At 65.2% G+C, this 16,986-nt stretch carries 15 protein-coding genes; 6 read left to right on the forward strand and 9 right to left on the reverse strand.

Annotated elements, in window-relative coordinates; all coding sequences use genetic code 11:
• From carB to Q0L57_RS15765, 3 genes are all read right to left on the reverse strand, one after another.
• A partial coding sequence (gene carB, locus Q0L57_RS15755) for a carbamoyl-phosphate synthase large subunit (protein WP_296744078.1) occupies window positions 1-3,244 on the reverse strand: 3,244 nt, incomplete at its 3' end.
• A gap of 199 nt (window positions 3,245-3,443) precedes the next feature.
• Window positions 3,444-4,511: an SH3 domain-containing protein gene (locus Q0L57_RS15760; RefSeq protein WP_296744079.1), complete on the reverse strand. Its 1,068-nt coding sequence runs from the start codon at window positions 4,509-4,511 to the stop codon at window positions 3,444-3,446.
• 196 nt (window positions 4,512-4,707) lie between these two features.
• Complete coding sequence (locus Q0L57_RS15765) at window positions 4,708-5,064, reverse strand: helix-turn-helix transcriptional regulator (RefSeq protein ID WP_296744080.1); 357 nt, start codon at window positions 5,062-5,064, stop codon at window positions 4,708-4,710.
• Window positions 5,065-5,258: 194 nt separating this feature from the next.
• Here Q0L57_RS15765 and Q0L57_RS15770 point away from each other — a divergent pair, with 194 nt between their 5' ends.
• The gene (locus tag Q0L57_RS15770) at window positions 5,259-6,437 is read left to right on the forward strand and encodes an MFS transporter (protein ID WP_296744081.1); all 1,179 of its coding nucleotides are present in this window, start codon (window positions 5,259-5,261) and stop codon (window positions 6,435-6,437) included.
• A 33-nt stretch (window positions 6,438-6,470) separates the two neighbouring features.
• Here Q0L57_RS15770 and Q0L57_RS15775 read toward each other — a convergent pair whose 3' ends face one another.
• Window positions 6,471-6,929 (reverse strand): MarR family transcriptional regulator, encoded by a 459-nt coding sequence (locus Q0L57_RS15775; RefSeq protein ID WP_296744082.1) that lies wholly within the window; start codon window positions 6,927-6,929, stop codon window positions 6,471-6,473.
• A 183-nt stretch (window positions 6,930-7,112) separates the two neighbouring features.
• Here Q0L57_RS15775 and Q0L57_RS15780 point away from each other — a divergent pair, with 183 nt between their 5' ends.
• A complete protein-coding gene (locus Q0L57_RS15780) occupies window positions 7,113-7,907 on the forward strand; it encodes an SDR family oxidoreductase (protein ID WP_296744083.1) in 795 nt (264 codons plus the stop codon).
• Between the two features lie 21 nt (window positions 7,908-7,928).
• Here the strand turns inward: Q0L57_RS15780 and Q0L57_RS15785 are convergent, their stop codons facing one another.
• Window positions 7,929-8,528, reverse strand: a complete 600-nt coding sequence (locus Q0L57_RS15785) for a LysE family translocator (RefSeq protein ID WP_296744084.1) — start codon at window positions 8,526-8,528, stop codon at window positions 7,929-7,931.
• 97 nt (window positions 8,529-8,625) lie between these two features.
• Here Q0L57_RS15785 and Q0L57_RS15790 point away from each other — a divergent pair, with 97 nt between their 5' ends.
• Complete coding sequence (locus tag Q0L57_RS15790; RefSeq protein WP_296744085.1) at window positions 8,626-9,495, forward strand: LysR substrate-binding domain-containing protein; 870 nt, start codon at window positions 8,626-8,628, stop codon at window positions 9,493-9,495.
• 42 nt (window positions 9,496-9,537) lie between these two features.
• On the opposite strand, the gene Q0L57_RS15795 is transcribed toward Q0L57_RS15790, so the two are convergent.
• From Q0L57_RS15795 to Q0L57_RS15805, 3 genes are all read right to left on the reverse strand, one after another.
• The gene (locus Q0L57_RS15795) at window positions 9,538-10,188 is read right to left on the reverse strand and encodes a dihydrofolate reductase family protein (RefSeq protein ID WP_296744086.1); all 651 of its coding nucleotides are present in this window, start codon (window positions 10,186-10,188) and stop codon (window positions 9,538-9,540) included.
• Between the two features lie 93 nt (window positions 10,189-10,281).
• Window positions 10,282-11,121 carry a protein-L-isoaspartate O-methyltransferase gene (locus Q0L57_RS15800; RefSeq protein ID WP_296744087.1) on the reverse strand — a complete coding sequence of 280 codons (840 nt, stop codon included), beginning with the start codon at window positions 11,119-11,121 and terminating at the stop codon, window positions 10,282-10,284.
• Between the two features lie 81 nt (window positions 11,122-11,202).
• The gene (locus tag Q0L57_RS15805; RefSeq protein ID WP_296744088.1) at window positions 11,203-12,570 is read right to left on the reverse strand and encodes an Nramp family divalent metal transporter; all 1,368 of its coding nucleotides are present in this window, start codon (window positions 12,568-12,570) and stop codon (window positions 11,203-11,205) included.
• Window positions 12,571-12,786: 216 nt separating this feature from the next.
• Here Q0L57_RS15805 and mntR point away from each other — a divergent pair, with 216 nt between their 5' ends.
• The 3 genes from mntR (at window position 12,787) to Q0L57_RS15820 (ending at window position 15,745) form a co-directional block, all read left to right on the forward strand.
• Window positions 12,787-13,242, forward strand: coding sequence for a manganese-binding transcriptional regulator MntR (gene mntR, locus Q0L57_RS15810; RefSeq protein WP_296744089.1), 456 nt, complete (start codon window positions 12,787-12,789; stop codon window positions 13,240-13,242).
• Between the two features lie 170 nt (window positions 13,243-13,412).
• Window positions 13,413-14,333 (forward strand): neutral zinc metallopeptidase, encoded by a 921-nt coding sequence (locus tag Q0L57_RS15815; protein WP_296744090.1) that lies wholly within the window; start codon window positions 13,413-13,415, stop codon window positions 14,331-14,333.
• 143 nt (window positions 14,334-14,476) lie between these two features.
• A complete protein-coding gene (locus Q0L57_RS15820; RefSeq protein ID WP_296744091.1) occupies window positions 14,477-15,745 on the forward strand; it encodes a TCR/Tet family MFS transporter in 1,269 nt (422 codons plus the stop codon).
• A 12-nt stretch (window positions 15,746-15,757) separates the two neighbouring features.
• Here Q0L57_RS15820 and carA read toward each other — a convergent pair whose 3' ends face one another.
• Entirely contained in the window at window positions 15,758-16,963 is a 1,206-nt protein-coding gene (carA, locus tag Q0L57_RS15825; protein ID WP_296744102.1) for a glutamine-hydrolyzing carbamoyl-phosphate synthase small subunit, read from the reverse strand.
• Between the last annotated feature and the right edge of the window lie 23 nt (window positions 16,964-16,986).

Genomic DNA, 16,986 nt, shown 5'->3' on the forward strand with positions numbered 1-16,986 from the left:
TCTTCTGGGCGTCGACGCCGTTCTCGGCGAGGAAGCGGGCGGTGCCGGAGGTGGCCAGCACCTTGAAGCCCTGGCCGGCGAGGCGTTTTACGGCGGGCAGGATGCCGGCCTTGTCCTCGTCGCGCACCGAGACGAACAGCGTGCCGGAGCGAGGCAGGTCGACATTGGCGCCGAGCTGGCTCTTGGCGAAGGCCAGAGCGAAGTCGCGGTCGAGGCCCATCACCTCGCCGGTCGAGCGCATTTCCGGCCCGAGCAGGATGTCGACGCCCGGGAAGCGCGCGAAGGGGAAGACGGCTTCCTTGACCGCGATGTGGCCGGGATTGCGCGGGTCGGGCATGGCGCCGTAATGGGCGAAGGCGTTTTCCAGCGTCTCGCCGGCCATGATGCGGGCCGCGATCTTCGCAATGGGACGCCCGATGGTCTTGGCGACGAAGGGCACGGTGCGCGAGGCGCGCGGGTTCACTTCCAGCACATAGACCGTGCCGTCCTTGATGGCGTATTGCACGTTCATCAGGCCGCCGACGTTTAGCGCGCGAGCCAAGGCGGCCGTCTGGCGCTCCAGCTCGTCGACGAGCTCGGACGGCAGCGAGTGCACCGGCAGCGAGCAGGCCGAGTCGCCCGAATGGATGCCGGCTTCCTCGATATGCTCCAGGATGCCGGAGACGAAAGTGTCCTTGCCGTCGCAGAGGCAGTCGACGTCGACTTCGATGGCGCCCGACAGGTATGTGTCGAACAGCAGCGGGTTCTTGCCGAGCAGCGTGTTGATCTGGCCGGTCTTGTCGTTAGGGTATTTCTGCTTGATGTCCTCAGGCACCAGCCCGGGCACTGTGTCGAGCAGATAGGTCTGCAGCATGCCTTCGTTGTAGATGATCTGCATGGCGCGGCCGCCGAGCACGTAGGACGGACGCACCACCAGCGGGAAGCCGAGCTCGGCCGCGACGAGGCGCGCCTGCTCGACCGAATAGGCGATGCCGTTCTTCGGCTGGCTGAGGCCGAGCTTGTGCAACAGCTTCTGGAAGCGGTCGCGGTCTTCGGCAAGGTCGATCATGTCGGGGGAGGTGCCGAGGATCGGGATGCCGGCCTTTTCCAGCGCGTCGGCCAGCTTCAGCGGCGTCTGGCCGCCGAACTGAACGATGACGCCGACAAGCTCGCCGGACGCCTGCTCGGCGCGCAGGATCTCCAGCACGTCCTCCGCCGTCAGCGGGTCGAAATAGAGCCGGTCGGAGGTGTCGTAGTCGGTCGACACGGTCTCCGGGTTGCAATTGATCATGATCGCTTCGTAGCCGGCGTCGCGCAGCGCGAAGGCGGCATGGCAGCAGCAATAGTCGAACTCGATGCCCTGGCCGATGCGGTTCGGGCCGCCGCCGAGGATGACGACCTTCCTGCGCGACGATACGCGCGCCTCGTCGGCGAGCTCGCCGACGAACGGCACTTCATAGGTCGAATACATGTAGGCGGTGGGCGAGGCGAACTCGGCCGCGCAGGTGTCGATGCGCTTGTAGACCGGATGAACGTCGAGCTTTTGCCTTGCCTTCTGAATCACTTCGGCGTCGGTCTTCGTCAGCGACGCGAGGCGGGCGTCGGAGAAGCCCATCGCCTTCAGCATGCGCAGGTTGGCGGCGTCCTGCGGCAGGCCGTGCTCGCGGATGCGCTCCTCCATGGCGATGATGCCGGCGATCTGCTCGAGGAACCACGGGTCGATCTTGCACATGGCGTGCACGTCTTCGAGCGAGGCGCCCATGCGGATCGCCTGCGCCACCATGCGCAGCCGGTCGGGCGTCGGCGTGCCAAGTGCTGCCCGGATCGCGTTGCGGTCGTCGGGGCTGTTGGTGGAACCGAGCCCGGGGATCTCGATCTCGTCGAGGCCGGTCAGGCCGGTTTCGAGCCCACGCAAAGCCTTCTGCAGCGATTCCTGGAAAGTGCGGCCGATGGCCATCACTTCGCCCACCGACTTCATGGCGGTGGTCAACACAGGCTCGGCGCCGGGGAACTTCTCGAAGGCGAAGCGCGGGATCTTCGTGACGACATAGTCGATGGTCGGCTCGAAGGAAGCCGGTGTGGCGCCGCCGGTGATGTCGTTCTCCAACTCGTCCAGCGTGTAGCCGACGGCGAGCTTGGCGGCGACCTTGGCGATCGGGAAGCCGGTGGCCTTTGAGGCAAGCGCGGACGAGCGCGAGACGCGCGGGTTCATCTCGATCACCACCAGGCGGCCGTCGGCCGGGTTGACGGCGAACTGCACGTTCGAGCCGCCGGTCTCGACGCCGATCTCGCGCAGCACCGCGATCGAGGCGTTGCGCATCATCTGGTATTCCTTGTCGGTCAAGGTCAGCGCCGGCGCGACGGTGATGCTGTCGCCGGTGTGCACGCCCATCGGATCGAGGTTCTCGATCGAGCAGACGATGATGCAGTTGTCCGCCTTGTCGCGGACGACCTCCATCTCATACTCCTTCCAGCCGAGCACGCTTTCCTCGATCAGCACCTCAGTGGTGGGTGAGGCATCGAGGCCGGACTGGACGATGTCGTAGAATTCGGCGCGGTTGTAGGCGATGCCGCCGCCGGTGCCGCCCATGGTGAAGGACGGGCGGATGATAGCCGGCAGGCCGACATGGTCGAGCGCCTGGGCGGCGATCGCCATCCCGTGGCTGATGTAGCGCTGCTTGCGGTCGCCTTCGCCGAGGTTCCAGCGGGTTTCCAGCGCGTCGAGCGCGGCGTCGAGATTTTCCGGCTTCTCGGCCTTCAGCGCGGCGCGCTCGGCCTCGTGGATCTTGCGGTCGGCGTCCTTGACCTCGGTGGCGTTGGCGAGCATCGAGCGCGGCGTCTCCAGGCCGATCTTGCTCATCGCCTGGCGGAACAGGGCGCGGTCCTCGGCCTTGTCGATGGCGTGCGCATCGGCGCCGATCATCTCGACATTGTAGCGGTCGAGCACGCCCATGCGCCGCAGCGAAAGCGCGGTGTTAAGCGCCGTCTGGCCGCCCATGGTGGGCAGCAGCGCGTCCGGCCGCTCCTTGGCGATGATCTTGGCCACCACTTCCGGCGTGATCGGCTCGATATAGGTGGCGTCGGCCAACTCCGGGTCGGTCATGATCGTGGCCGGATTGGAGTTGACCAGGATGACGCGGAAACCCTCCTCCTTCAGCGCCTTGCAGGCCTGGGTGCCGGAATAGTCGAACTCGCATGCCTGGCCGATGACGATAGGGCCGGCCCCGATAATCAGGATCGACTTGATGTCGGTGCGTCTTGGCATGTTCGAAAATTCCGTTCGACGAGCGGCTTGCACGAAAAACCGGGACGGGGGGAGGACCCGGCCGGTTGTGCTTGCGATTCTGGTATCAGGCTAGGAGGGCCTTATAGGGAAGAGTTTTCCCGGATGTAACCCCGAAAATGCGAGAGTAGGGGGAGCCCGTTCGCGGCAGCTCACATGCTGCCTAACTTCCTTCAGAAATTTATTCCCCCAGCGCCAACGCGTCCGTGATCTCGAAGCGCTCGGAAACGCCGACGCGGATCATGTTGAGGTTGCCTTCGCGGGTGAAGCGGAATTCGCCGCGCGAGTCCGCGCCCGCCGGCTGGCCGCTATGGAAGGAGATGACGCGCGTGCCGCCGTCCGGCCAGTTCACCGTGACATCGGCCTTGCCGTCGTTGCCGTGCACGACCTTCACCGTGCAGCGGGTCATCGGCTGGCCGACATAGCGGGCGCAGGGGATCTCGCCCATGCCGTCGGGTCCGATCGAAGTGGCCTGCGCCGGCGGCGGCTCCAGCCGAGCGACGGTCTCGGCCTTGGCGGCAGGCGCGTTGCCTGCCTCATCGGGCCGCGGCGTCGGCACGGGAACATTCGCTGCGGCGGAGGACGTGTCGGCCGCGGCAGGCTCTGTTTGCTGGGCCTGTTCGTCCGCAGGCGAGGTCGGGTCGACCGGCTGTGCGGCCTTGGCGTCGGAAGCCGGGATTTCACCGGCCGCGGGATTGTCGTTGGCCGCGAAGGCGAGGCCGACGGCGTCCTGCATGGCGTTGCCGGTTATCGTGGCGACGGAAGGCGGAGCGGCATGGCCGGCGGCGCCCAGCCGCGCCGAGAGGTCGGACGGCGGGGAGACGGGCGCCTGCTCGGGCGCCGCGACATCGGCGACCTTGCCGGCCTCGTCAGCAGGCGGATTGGCCGATGCCTGGCCGGCATTTGCCTGGGGAGCAGGGGCGAGCTGATCTTCCGGGACGGTGGCCGGGTTATTGGGGGTGAGATAGCGCGCCGGTGCCCAGCCGACGACGTTCGGGTTCTTGGCGTCCTCGACCTTGCACCAGGGATAGCCATTGAAGGTGTTGCAGCCGTAGTTCTTGACGGCGGTGCCGCTCGGCAGGCGCGCCTCGGTCTTGCCGATGGCGGACGCGGTAGCGCGGATGTTGAGCAGATCGTCCGGCGCAAGGCCGCTGACGACGGAAATGATAGGGGCGGTGGCAACGGCAGGCGAGGGCGATTCCTCGGCGATCGCCGGCAACGCCGCTGCAAGCAGCGGGGCGACAATCAACAGCGTTTTCCGGAGCGTAACTTTGCGCCTCATCACCTGGCCGTTGGTGACAGTTTTCTGGTTTGGCAGGCCGCCCCTCTGAGGATAGCCGGTCGCCGAGGCGGTTTTATAGGGGACGAGATGGCGCGGTGTCACCCGGAAAAGTTTCGCTGAATTCCTTTCGGGCGTCCTGACCGGGTGGCAAAATGCAATCCGTTCAGGCTGGAACGTCGGCCTCGGACACACCGACGGCGGGCAGTGCGGGATCGGTGCCGGCTGCCGCGATCACACTGTCGAGCAGGCCGGGGAAGCGCTGGTCGAGGTCGTCGCGGCGCAGCGTGATCAGCCTGCTCGTGCCGACTACTTCGGCTCGCGTCACGCCCGCCTCGCGCAGCTTGGCGAGGTGGTAGCTGAGGTTGGTTTTCGACGCCAGGTCGAGGAATTTGCTGCAGTTCAGCGGCACGCCTTCCTTGCTGGCGAGATAGCGCACGATGGCGAGCCTCGTCGGGTCGCCGAGCACGGCGAGCACGATCGGCAGGCTGATCTGGTCCGGGGTTGGGTGGGGCAACGTCATGATCCAGAATTAAGCGCAAATGACACCAACTTCAACGCGTCTCCTCTTTCGTCCGGTACACACAGCATCTTCATTTCGGTTCGGTCCTGACACAGGGCTGTCAGCAGGGTTCAGCTATTTTTCCCTGGCTCGGTTGACACGATGGCATGTTATGTCCAATTGTTCAATAACTTTTGAACTAAGGACATGTGACCATGGACAAGCGGCTCTTCTGGCTTGCGCTCGGATCGTTCACGATCTCGACCGAGGGCTTCGTCATCTCCAGCCTTCTTCCCGACATCGCGGCCGACGCCGGCATCTCCGTCCCGCTCGCCGGCTCGCTGATCACCGCCTTCGCGCTGGCCTATGCCATCGGCACGCCCATCCTCGCCACGCTGACGGGCGAGTGGGACCGGCGGCGCGTCATCCTGTGGACGCTGGTCTTCTTCGTCATCGGCAACCTAGTCGCGGCGCTGAGTTCGTCGTTCGAACTGCTGCTCATCGCGCGCATCGTCATGGCGCTGTCATCCGGCCTGTTCGCGGCGACCGCGCAGGGAACGGCGGTGGCGCTGGTCGATGACCATCATCGGGCGCGGGCCATCGCCGTTGTGGTCGGCGGCACGACCGTTGCCGTCGCCGTCGGCGCGCCGCTCGGCGCGCTGGTGGCGGCCATCGCCGGCTGGCGCGGCACCTTCTTCGCCATTGCGGGTCTTGGCGCGCTGGCCGGCTCGATACTGTGGTGGCGCCTGCCGCGCGGCCTCGCCGGCACGAAGCTTTCGCTCCGGGCGCGGCTGGCGGCGGCTGTTCGTCCCGGCGTGCTGCCGATCCTGGCGACAACGACGCTGGCGCTGACTGGGGCTTTCACGGTCTTTGCCTTCATTGCTCCGCTTGCTATCGAGGGCGGCGGCCTCAGCCCGCTGGCGCTGCCCGGCATGCTGCTTGCCTTCGGCGCCGGCGCCGTCATAGGCAACATCGCGGGCGGCCAGGCCGCGGACCGTTTCGGCGCGACGCGCACCGTCGCTTGGTCGCTGACGCTCTCAGCGGCCATGCTCGCCACCTTCTCGCTGATCCCGTCCTTCCTGCCGCATACGATCGCCGGGCCGGCGCTGATGGCGATGATGGTGCCGTGGGGCATCGTCGGCTGGGCCTTCCCGCCGGCGCAGGCCAGCCGCATCATCAAGATCGCGCCCGACGCCGCTCCGATCGTGCTGTCGCTCAACGCCTCGGCGCTCTATGTCGGCGTCGCGCTGGGCGCGGTGGTGGGCGGCGCGGTGCTGCGCTTCGGCGTGCCGGCCGATCTCGGCCTGACCGCCGCGGCGTTTCCGATTGCCGGCCTCGGCGTGGTGCTGGCTGGCCATGCGTTGGCGCGACCGGTGGCCATGCCGGCTGAGTAAGCTTTTGTGAAATCTAATGCGGCGGCCGCTTCTTCAAGAAGCGGTCGCCGAAGTTTCGAAATCCAGCTCGGCGATGTTGTCGAGCGCCGAGCGCAGGTTGGCGGCCTGCTCCTTGCCGACCACTGTCTCGAATCGACCCTGGGCGGTGCTCCACAATTTCGTCGCTTCCTCGAGTTTGGCCCGCCCCTGAGCTGTCAGCCGCACCCGCTTGATGCGGCGGTCATCCTTGTCGGCAAAAGTCTCGACATAGCCGTCGCGGACGAGCGGCTTCAGCGTGTGGCCGAGCGCCGAAAGATCCAAGATCAGCGCCTCGGCAATGGCGCCCATCGCCGGCTCATCGCCGACATGGATCTGATAGAGCAGGCCATATTGCGTGCCCTTGAGGCCCGAAGGCGCCAGTATGTCGTCGTAGAAGCGGCCGAGCTTGCGCGCGGCGCGGCGCAGCGTAGCGTTGTTGCAGAGGCTCAAGGTGGGAAGGGAAGCTTGGGTCATGACAATTCCTTGCCGGCGGATAGGCCGCCAGCCTGCCGCAAAAATAGTTTTCGGGGCTTTCGTTGACAAGATACTGGCATATGCCTATTTGCCGAAAGTGGCATATACAACTAATTTATCGAGCGACGAGCGGCACGCGACGTCTGGTCGGCAGCCGAGCGCCAGGACGAAAGGAACAGGACAATGAGCACGAAAGACAACAAGGGCACGGCCGTGATCACGGGCGCCTCGTCGGGTATTGGCGCGGTCTATGCGGACCGGCTGGCAGGGCAGGGCTACGATCTGGTGCTGGTGGCGCGACGCGCCGACAGGCTGCAAGAACTGGCGGACAAGCTGGCCTATGCTTATGGGCACAAGGTCAAGGTGATTGCGGCGGATCTCTCCGAAGACGCGGACGTGCGTCGGGTCGAGCAGGCGATCGCGGCGGATGAGAGCGTGACGCTGCTGGTCAACAATGCCGGCCTCGGCGGCCAGCAGGTGGTAGCCACGGCCGATGCGGATGCGGCCGAACGTATGATCAAAGTCAATGTCGTGGCGCTGACCAGACTGACGCGCGCGGTGCTGCCAGGCCTGCTTGCCCGCAATCGTGGCGCCATCGTCAACATCGCTTCGGTCGCGGCCTATGGCACGGCCATCGGCGGCATCTACAGCGGCACCAAGGCCTATGTCGTCAACTTCTCCGAAGCATTGCAGCGCGAGGTCGGCGGCACGGAGGTGAGGGTGCAGGTGGTGCTGCCCGGACCGATCCGCACCGACTTCTGGGAACTGTCCGGCGCCGATCTCAACTCCCTTAACCAGGATTGGGTGATGACGGTGGACGATCTGGTCGACGCCGCGCTTGCCGGGCTCGCCCAGGGCGAGACTGTTACCGCACCTGGGCTTGCCGATCCGGCAAAGCTCGGCAGCTTCATTGGCGCCAGGGATTCCTTCTACGGCAGTTTGCTCGCCGGCAAGCCGGCGGCGCGCTACGCCGTCTGAATTTCTCGGTGGCGGCCGGTTTCAGGCCGGTCGCCACATTTGTAGGATCGAGGCGGCGAGCAGCAGGCCGAGCACCACGTTGAGCGCGCGCCATTGCCGCTCCGTCTTGAGCAGGCGGGCAAGCAGCGAGCCGGCCACGCACCACAGCGACAGCGATAACGCGGCAGCCAAGCCGAACACCGCGCCGAGCAGCAGCGCGAGCCGGAGCGGACCGTCTGCCAGCGCGGCGAAGGATGCGGCGGCGCCCAGCCCCATCGCCCAGCCTTTCGGGTTCATCCATTGAATGCCGGCGCCGCCGAAGAAGCTGTTCGGCCTGGCCATGCTGACGTCGAGATTGGGCGGGCCGCTGCGGCCGATCTTCACCGCCAGCCAGATCAGGTAGAGCGAGCCCGCGACCTTCATGGCAAGCTGGAGCGAAGGGACGGCGGCAAGAAGCCCGGCGAGCCCGGCAGCGCCCGCTGCCGCGACGGAGGCAAGACCGGCGGCGCTGCCGGCCATCAATGGGACGGAGCGGCGAAAGCCGAACTGTGCGCCGGAGGCCGTCAACAGCGTCGTGGCGATGCCCGGGGTCGAGGTCGAGATCAGCGCGAACAGGACGAGGGGGATGATGGTTTCGGACATGCGGCTTTCCTGGCGAAAGAGCCGGCATGCTAGGCGCTTCGCGGCATCAGTAAATGCAATGTTTGATATAGTCTGCATTACGAATTATAATGGATAGATGATCCGCGATCTCGATATGACCCTCATCCGCACCTTCGTGACCACGGCCGACAAGGCGAGCATGACAGCGGCGGCCAATGCGCTGCATCTGACGCAGGGCGCTGTCAGCCAGCAGATCAAGCGGCTCGAAGAGGTTCTGAGACAAAGCCTGTTCGAGCGCGATCGGCGAGGCTTGAAGCTGACACGCATTGGCGAGCGGCTGCTCGACAAGGGCCGACGCCTGCTGCAGCTCAACGACGACATCCTGGCCGAAATCCGCGGCAAGACGGTCGCGGGGCAGGTGCGAATCGGCGTGCCGTACGATCTCGTCGGGACCTTGCTGGCGCCGGTGCTGAAGGCCTATGCGGAGGCCCACCCGCAGGTCGAGATATCGCTGGTCTGCGCATCCTCGCCGGAACTCGCCGGAGCGCTCGCGGCAGGCACGATAGACCTTGCGGTGATCGAGGAGCGGGTCGGCCCGACCGCCGGCGAATGCCTGCTCGTCGACCGGCTGGTCTGGGTCGGCGCCAAAGGCGGCACGGCGCGCCTGAAGCGGCCGCTGCCGGTCTCCATCGTCGCCGATACGTGCGCCTTCCGGCCGGCGGTGCTGGCGGCGCTTGGCGAGCATGGGCTCGACTGGCGCACGGTGTTCGAGAACGGCAACATCGACGCCACGACGGCGACCGTGCGGTCGGACCTCGCCGTCACCACCTGGCTGGCCTCGACGGTTCCTGCCGATCTCGACATCCTGTCCTCGGATGGGGACCTTCCGGCTCTGCCGAACTTTTCCGCGAATCTGCATTTGCCGATGCACGCTGTGGCTCCGGCCGCGCAGGCATTCGCGAGCTACATCCGCGAAGGCCTTGCGCGCCATCGGCAGGCGGCGTGAGTTTCCTCTCCTCCACATTCGTGAGGGAGAGGAAATAGGCGTCTACTTCCAGTTCTTGCGTCGCTCGAGTTCGGCATCGGACGGCTTTTCCTGTGCGAACGACCCGACCTTGATTTCGCCCGCACGCTGATAAGTCACCATGATGACGCCGGTGGTGGATGCCTGGGAGCTGGCGAGCCTGAATGCGGCCGGCATCGCGCCGCCGCCAAACAGCCGCTTGCCCTTGCCCAGCACCAGCGGGAAGATCAACAGGCGGATCTCGTCGATCAGGTCGTTGGCAAGCAGGGTCTGGATCAGATCGCTCGATCCCTGGATGAGCAGATCTGGTCCGTCCTCCTGCTTGAGCCGACGCAAGGTCGCGACAATGTCCGGCCCGAGCGACTGGGTGTTCCGCCATGTCAGCGACTCCGGTCGATGCGTCGCCACATATTTTGTGGCGGCGTTGAAAGCTTCGCCGATCGGATCGTCCTGATAAGGCCAGTGGGCGGCGAATATGTCATAGGTCTTGCGGCCAAGCAGCAACGCGAACGGCTTGCCGAAGGTCTCGCCCATGGCAGCGCCCATCACATCGTCCCAGTAGTGGAAGGTCCATCCGCCAAGCGCGAAGCCGCTGGCTGGATCCTCTTCCGGTCCGCCAGGCGCCTGCATGACGCCATCGAGGCTGACGAATGTGGCGGCGGTGATCTTTCGCATCGGTCTACTCCATTGCTGATCCGGGCCGTTGCGGCCGGATTTCAGCGTAACGACGAACGGCGAGACGCTTTCTCGACAAGGGCCGACAAATTTCTATCGCCTGCTCGTGCCAATGCTGCGTGAAGAAAACCAGACATCGCCGAAGATGGCGGTCGCGGTGCGGTCGGGCGCCTTGTCCTTGGTCAGCCAGATGGAGCGCGTCCGGGCGGCGCGCTCGCGCGTGGGGATTTTCGCTTCTGGCGCGGCGACCGAGGCGCCGACGCAAGGGATGAACCAGGAGCCCATGAAGGGTTCGCAGGCAAAGCCGCCCTGCATGCCGGCGACCAGCATCGCCAGGCCGACGCGCTCGGCCGGACGCCAGGGAAAGATCATCCGGCCGCCGGGCTTCAATGCCTTGAGCCAGGCCGCGGGCGGGGCGACGACGCCGGCATTGACATAGATGATGTCGGAAGGCGGCAGCGGACGCATGACGGCGTCGCCATGGACGATCTCGACATTGCCGCAGGAAGCAAGGTTCGCTTTTGCGCGCGCCGCCAGGGTTTCCTCGAGCTCGAAGGCGACAACCGTGCCGCCCGGTTCAACCAGCCTTGCCAGCAGCGCCGTGTAGTAGCCGGTGCCGGCGCCAACATGGGTGACGGTTTCGCCGGGCCTGGGTTCCACCTTGCCGATCCACATGGCATGCAGCAGCGGCTCGCCATTGTTGATGCCATTGTCGGCGTCAAGCGCCACAAGCACGTTCTGGTAGATGTGGATCGGATTGGCGCTCGGCGTCGTGATCTTGCCTTTGCCGGCGATCACCGTCCACGGCCCCGGGCCGAGGAAGGTTTCGCGCGGCACCTCGGCGAAAGCGACTTCGAGCCGCGGGTCGGCCGAGCCGGCATTGGCCGCCATCAGCCGCGCGTAGAACTTCCTGGCGTCCTCGACCGTGCCCATGGTGCCGATGATAACGCGGCCTGCCGGTTTGTCGCGGGATTACTTAGGCGGGCGGGCGTCGATTTCGCCGCGGGACGAATCTCAGCCGACCCCGAACATGGTGTCGTAGAGCAGCTTGAAATTGAGCACCAGGATGACCGCGGCGACCAGCCAGGCAAGGGCCGCGACGCCGCGCGAAATGGCAAGGCTGCCCATCTTCTTCCTGTCGGATACGAACTGCACCAGCGGGATGACCGCGAAAGGCAGTTGCATCGACAGCACGACCTGGCTGAGCACCAGCAACTGGCCCGTGCCCTTCTCACCATAGAGCACGGTGACGACCACGACCGGGACGATGGCGAGGCCGCGCGTCAGGAGGCGCCGCGCCCAGTTCGGGATGCGCAGGCGCAGGAACCCTTCCATGATGATCTGGCCGGCAAGCGTCGCGGTCACCGTCGAGTTCAGGCCGGAGGCAAGCAACGCGACGGCAAACAGGATCGAGGCGATGCTGAGGCCAAGCAAGGGGGACAGAAGCTTGAAGGCGTCGGCTATCTCCGCAACGTCCTGATGGCCGCTGTTGTGGAACGCCACCGCCGACACGATGAGGATGGCGGCGTTGACGAAGAGAGCCAGCATCAACGCGATGGTGGAGTCCACCGTTGCCCATTTGATGGCATCGCGCTTGCCGGTTTCGGTGCGCTCATACGCGCGGGTCTGCACGATCGAGGAGTGCAGGTAGAGATTGTGCGGCATGACGGTGGCGCCGATGATGCCGATCGCGATGTAGAGCATCGCCGGGTTGGTGACGATTTCGGACGACGGCACGAACATCGCGTGCAGGATCGTGCCCGCAGGCGGCGCGGCGACGAAAATCTGGATGGCGAAACAGCTGAAGATGATGATCAGAAGCGCGATGACGAAGGCTTCAAGATAACGAAAGCCCTTGTTCATCAGGAGCAGCACCAGGAAGGCGTCGAGCGCGGTCAGCACGGCGCCGCCGACGAGCGGGATGCCGAACAAAAGCTGCAGCGCGATCGCCGTGCCGATCACTTCGGCGAGGTCGCAGGCGATGATGGCGAGCTCGCAGGCTATCCAGAGCAGGAAGTTGACCGGACGCGGATAATAGGCTCTGCAAGCCTGGGCGAGGTCGCGGCCGGTGGCGATGCCGAGGCGCGCGGATAACGCCTGCAGCAGGATCGCCATCAGGTTGGACAGCATGATGATGAAGAGCAGCGTGTAGCCGAATTGGGCGCCACCGGCGAGGTCGGTCGCCCAGTTGCCGGGGTCCATGTAGCCGACCGAAACCATGTAGCCCGGCCCCATGAAGGCGAACAGCCGGCGAAACCAAGCGCCCGAAGAAGGCACCGCGATCGAGGCGTTGACCTCACGCAGGCTCAGCTGCTCGTCGTCGTCCGGTCGAGCAAACCGCCACGAAGAACGGGATGCGGCAGCTGCTTCAGCGTCGGACATTGGGGATTCCTGGAATGGATCGATTGCACCCCTTATCTACGCCAGGGCTCAACATTATGCAATATGCTATATTTCATTGTTTTGGCTTTCCGAACTGAGGCGAACCGCTGCGCCGGTTGCGCGGGCCAGGGAATGTAAATAAACGGCCGAACCACATGGGTCCGTGTTATGAATACGAAGCCGATTCAAGCTTCTGCACCGAAGGAGGGGCGCATATTGGCGCTGAGGAACAGACCGGTTCGACGCGAAGAGCCACTTCCCGATGCCGAAATCCATTCGGAGGGGTTCCGGCAGACGCGTGAGGCGCGCCGCGGCGCGCTCGTCGAGGACTATGTCGAATTGATCGCCGACCTGATCGAGGACGGCAACGAGGCGCGGCAGGTCGATATCGCGGCCAGGCTCGGCGTCGCCCAGCCGACGGTGGCCAAGATGCTGACCAGGCTTTGCGCCGACGGACTGGTTTCCAGGAAACCCTATCGCGGGGTTTTCCTGACCGAAGCCGGCCGTAAGGTCGCCGAGGAGAGCCGTATCCGCCATCAGACGGTTGAAGCCTTCCTGCGCTCGCTTGGCGTCAGCGCCGAAACCGCGCGCATAGACGCCGAAGGCATCGAGCACCATGTCAGCGCCGAGACGCTGGAAGCATTCCGCAGGGCGATGACGTCCACACGTTGAGCTTTATGGGCCAGCCCTTGGGTGGGGAAAGTGCCACGCGGCAAGCGCGGCGCAAACGGTCACGAACGCGTCGTCATCGAAGCGAAAAATGCTGTGACTCGGCTTTGCCGTTGGGATAATTGTTCCGAGGGCAAGGCCCGTCCGTATGTTCCAGCTTGTGAGGAGTTGCCATGCTCTGGAGAGGCCGCCGTCAGAGTGACAACATCGAGGACGACCGCAACGACAGCGGTGGTGGCGGCGGGTTCGGCGGTGATCCGGGTCAATTCCGCATACCGATCGGCGGTGGCGGTGGCGGCATGTCGATGTCCAGCCTCATCATTTTCGCGGTGGTCGCGCTGATCGCGTGGGGTGTCTTCGGCATCAATCCGCTGCAGCTTCTGAATGGCGGCGACATCGGCGGCGGCCAGATAACCAGCAACAGCCCGCAGGGCAGCGGCGGTGGCGCGCCCGCCAACGACGAGATGAAGCAGTTCGTCGCAACGGTGTTGGCCGATACCGAAGACACCTGGACGGGCATCTTCAAATCGCAGGGTCTGACCTACGAAGATCCCAAGCTGGTGCTGTTCAGCGGCCAGATCCGTTCGGCCTGCGGCGCGGCAAGCGCGTCGGCGGGACCGTTCTATTGCCCCGGTGATCGCAAGGTCTATCTCGACATGACCTTCTTCCAACAACTCGACCAGCAGTTCGGCGCGTCCGGCGAATTCGCCCGGGCCTATGTGATCGCGCATGAGGTGGGCCATCACGTGCAGAACCTGACTGGCATCCTGCCCAAGTTCAACAAGATGCGGGAGGGGATGAGCGAAGCGGACTCGAACAAGATGTCGGTGCGCATCGAGCTGCAGGCCGATTGCTTCGCCGGCATCTGGGCGCATTTCACCGCCCAGAAAGGCATCCTCGAACAGGGCGACATGGAAAGCGCGTTGAACGCCGCCAAGCAGATCGGCGACGATACGCTACAGAAGCGCGCGCAGGGCTATGTCGTGCCCGAAAGCTTCAACCATGGCACCTCGCAACAGCGGCAGACCTGGCTCGCGCGTGGCTACAAGAGCGGCAAGCTCACGGATTGCGACACGTTCAACAATCCGATCTGAGGCGGCGAGGCGGCTGCCGCCTCTTGGCGCAGGCATAGCTGTCAGGATGAGGCAGTTGTAGTCGTTCGCTTATTGTTCCGGGCGACAAGCTCGCCTATAAGGTGCGTCCCGCCTTGCCCCGGGCGGCCGAGGAGCTTGTCATCATGATCGATCCCAAAACCGCCAGGCGGGGCCTTGCGCTCGTCTTCACCACGCTGCTGCTCGACATCATCGGCTTCGGCATCATCATGCCGGTGCTGCCGGCCTACCTGCAGGAACTCACCGGCGTCGGCGTCTCGGAGGCGGCGATCGAAGGCGGCTGGCTGTTCTTCGTCTATGCCGTCATGCAGTTCTTCTTCGCGCCCATCATCGGCGGCTTGAGCGACCGGTTCGGCCGGCGTCCGGTGCTGCTTGCCTCGGTACTGACCTTCTCGATCGACAACCTGATCTGCGCCGTCGCATGGTCCTATCCGATACTGTTCATCGGCCGGGTGCTGGCCGGCATTTCGGGCGCTAGCTACTCCACGACATCGGCCTTCATCGCCGACATCTCGAACGATGAGAACCGGGCGAAGAATTTCGGTCTGCTCGGCATAGCCTTCGGCGTCGGCTTCGTCATCGGCCCCGTGCTGGGCGGGCTGCTCGGCACGTTCGGGCCGCGCGTGCCGTTCTATTTCGCCGCCGGGCTGGCCTTCGTGAATTTCCTGATCGCGATGTTCTTCCTGCCGGAAACGCTGGACCAGAAGCATCGCCGCCGCTTCGAGTGGAAACGCGCCAATCCGGTCGGCACGCTGCTGCAGATGCGCAACTACCCGGGCATCGGCTGGATAGGGTTCGTCTTCTTCCTGATGACGCTCGGCCACATGATGTATCCGGCGGTATGGGCCTTCGTCTCCAGCTACCGCTACGGCTGGAGCCAGCAGCAGATCGGCTTTTCGCTCGGCGCCTTCGGCCTCTGTGGGGCTATCGTCATGGCGACCGTGCTGCCACGCGTCATCCCCAAGCTGGGCGAGTGGAGGACGGCGGCTATCGGCCTGACGTTCACGGCGATCAGCGCCTTCGGCTACGCCTTCGCGACGCAGGGCTGGATGATCTATGCGGTGATCGTCGCGGGCTGCCTGGAGGCGCTTGCCGATCCGCCGCTCAGAAGCCTTGCCGCGGGAAAGGTGCCGCCTTCGGCGCAGGGCGAGCTGCAGGGCGCGATGACCTCGCTGTTCTCGATCACCTCGATCATCACGCCGCTGCTCTATACGGCGATCTTTTCCTGGTTCACCGGGCCGAGCGCGCCAGTCGTGTTCGGCGGCGCGCCTTACCTGGTCGGCGCGGTCTTCCTGGTGCTCGCGCTTGTCGTGTTCGTCACCAAGGTTGCCAGGCCGACGCCGAATGAGGTCGAGCGCATGCACGCCAAGGAGGCGGTGACGGACGCGGCTTGAGGACGTGTCGCGTTACGCGCGCTCGGCCAAAGCCTGCTCGCCGCGCCGCTCGCGGATGAGGTTGACGAAGCGGCGGAAGAGATAGTGCGAATCCTGCGGGCCGGGCGAGGCCTCGGGATGGTGCTGGACCGAGAACACCGGCCGACCGGTGAGCGCGATGCCGCAGTTCGAGCCGTCGAAGAGCGAGACGTGGGTTTCCTCGACGCCCTCGGGAAGCGAGTCCGCGTCGACCGCGAAGCCATGGTTCATCGAGACGATCTCGACCTTGCCGGTGGTGTGATCCTTCACCGGGTGGTTGGCGCCGTGATGGCCCTGATGCATCTTCTCGGTCCTGCCGCCGAGCGCCAGCGCCAGCATCTGGTGGCCGAGGCAGATGCCGAACACCGGAATGTTGGTCTTCAGCAGGTCCTGGATGACCGGCACGGCGTATTCGCCGGTCGCTTCCGGGTCGCCGGGACCGTTGGAGAGGAAGATGCCGTCCGGCTGCATAGCGAGGATTTCCTCGGCAGCGGTCTTGGCGGGCACGACGGTGACCTTGGCGCCGAGACCCGCGAGCAGGCGCAGGATGTTGCGCTTGACGCCGTAGTCGACGGCGACGACATGCATCGTCGGCTCGTCCTGCTCGCCAAAGCCTTCGTTCCAGACCCAGGGCGTCTCACGCCAGACAGAGGACTGGCCGGAGGTGACTTCCTTGGCGAGGTCGAGCCCGATCAGGCCAGACCAGGCGGCAGCCTGCCGCTTCAGGTCGTCGATGTCGAAGACGCCGTCGGGCGCATGCGCGATGATGGCGTTGGGCATGCCCTTCTCGCGGATCAGCACGGTGAGCGCGCGGGTGTCGATGCCCGAAAGAGCGACGATGCCGCGCTTCTTCAGCCATTGGTCGAGATGTCCGGCGGCGCGGTAGTTCGACGGGTCCGTGACATTGGCCTTGAAGATGGCGCCGACCGCGCCGGCGCGGGCCGCCGGGTTGAGGTCCTCGATGTCCTCGTCGTTGGTGCCGACATTGCCGATATGCGGGAAGGTGAAGGTGACGATCTGGCCGGCATAGGACGGATCGGTGAGGATCTCCTCGTAGCCGGTGAGCGCGGTGTTGAAACACACTTCCGCCACCGCCGATCCTGTCGCACCGAGGCCGCGGCCCTCGATCACCGTGCCGTCGGCGAGCACCAGAAGGGCGGTCGGCGTTTCGGTGGCCCAGGGGGCGGTGGTCGTGGCCATGGCGGCACTCCTGTCAGGCGCTT

Source organism: Mesorhizobium sp. (assembly GCF_024509055.1).
Taxonomy (GTDB): Bacteria; Pseudomonadota; Alphaproteobacteria; order Rhizobiales; family Rhizobiaceae; genus Mesorhizobium.